Origin of the sequence: Pseudomonas sp. NPDC087814 (assembly GCF_044742865.1) — a bacterium.
In the GTDB taxonomy this organism is placed as follows: Bacteria; Pseudomonadota; Gammaproteobacteria; order Pseudomonadales; family Pseudomonadaceae; genus Aquipseudomonas.
The window spans coordinates 1-1,503 of the sequence record NZ_JBIUVK010000110.1 but is presented as its reverse complement, the minus strand read 5'-3'; the positions used below and the strand labels follow the sequence as shown (position 1 = coordinate 1,503).

Sequence of the window (1,503 nt, the reverse complement as noted above, 5' to 3'; positions counted from 1 at the left end):
GTCTTACTGGTTGTGCAACACAGCGTGACGGTGCGAGAACGTACCGCGGCCGATGTCCTGGCCAGTCATGCGGATCGGGTGACCTTCGAACGCCAGGGTCGCGTACGCCATGGTTTCAGCGTAACCCCAGTTGATCGGCAGGCCGCCGGCTTGCATCTTCTGACGGTCTTCGTAGATCTTCGCAACCTGGCGCTGTACGACGAAACCGTCTGGGATTTCCAGCAGCTTGGCCGACAGTTCCTGCAGGGTCTTCAGATCGAACGAGGTGTCGTGACGCGCAGTCCAGGCGTGGCCCAGGTACGGACGCCAGTCAACGAACAGCTCTTTGTTCGGCTCCTTGACCAGGCTTTTTACGACATGCAGGCCGTTGTCCAGCGCGTTGCGGTATTCATCGATCTTCGCCTGAACACGTGCATCGTCCACCACGCCGGCCTTGATCAGGCTATCGGCATACAGCTCACGGGTGGTGCGCTGCTTGGTGATTTGCTGGTACATCAACGGTTGGGTGCCGCTAGGCTCATCCGCTTCGTTGTGACCGCGACGACGGTAGCAGACCAGGTCGATGACCACGTCACGCTTGAACTGCATGCGGTAATCGATGGCCAACTGGGTCACGAACAACACGGCTTCCGGATCATCACCATTCACATGGAGGATCGGCGCCTGAATCATCTTGGCAACGTCGGTCGCGTACTCGGTAGAGCGTGCGTCCAGCGGGTTGCTGATGGTGAAGCCCACCTGGTTGTTGATGACGATGTGAACGGTACCGCCGGTCTTGAAGCCGCGAGTCTGCGACATCTGGAACGTTTCCAGGACCACACCCTGACCGGCGAACGCCGCGTCACCGTGGATGGAAATCGGCAGGACCTTCTCACCGGTGGAATCGTTACGACGATCCTGGCGCGCACGTACCGACCCCTCGACCACTGGAGAAACGATCTCCAGGTGGGATGGGTTGAACGCCATGGCCAGGTGAACTTCACCGCCGGTGGTCATTACGTTGGACGAGAAGCCCTGGTGATATTTAACGTCACCGGAACCCAGCTCGACCTTCTTCTTGCCTTCGAACTCGTCGAACAGCTCGCGCGGGTTCTTGCCGAAGGTGTTGACCAGCACGTTCAAACGGCCACGGTGGGCCATGCCGATCACGATTTCCTTGGTGCCGTAGGAACCGGAACGCTGGATCAGCTCGTCGAGCATCGGGATCAGGCTTTCGCCGCCTTCCAGGCCGAAACGCTTGGTGCCCGGGTATTTGGTGCCCAGGTATTTTTCCAGGCCTTCCGCTGCAGTGACGCGCTCGAGCAAGTGGCTCTTGACGTCCGCAGACAGCACCGGGCGACCACGCACGCCTTCAAGGCGGTGCTGGAACCAGTGGCGCTGCTCGGAATCAGTGATGTGCGTAAATTCGGCACCGATGGTGCGGCAATATGTCTGCTGCAACGCTTCGTGAATTTCGCGTAGGCTCGCTTCCTCTTTGCCGATGAACAGGTCGCCGGCACGGAA

Annotated in this window: 1 pseudogene; it reads right to left on the bottom strand. The window is 59.5% G+C overall.

The annotated features are described in order from the left end of the window. Positions 1–6 precede the first annotated feature (6 nt). A pseudogene (locus tag ACIOMR_RS30905) lies at positions 7–1,503 on the bottom strand (thiamine pyrophosphate-dependent enzyme); the annotation flags it as partial.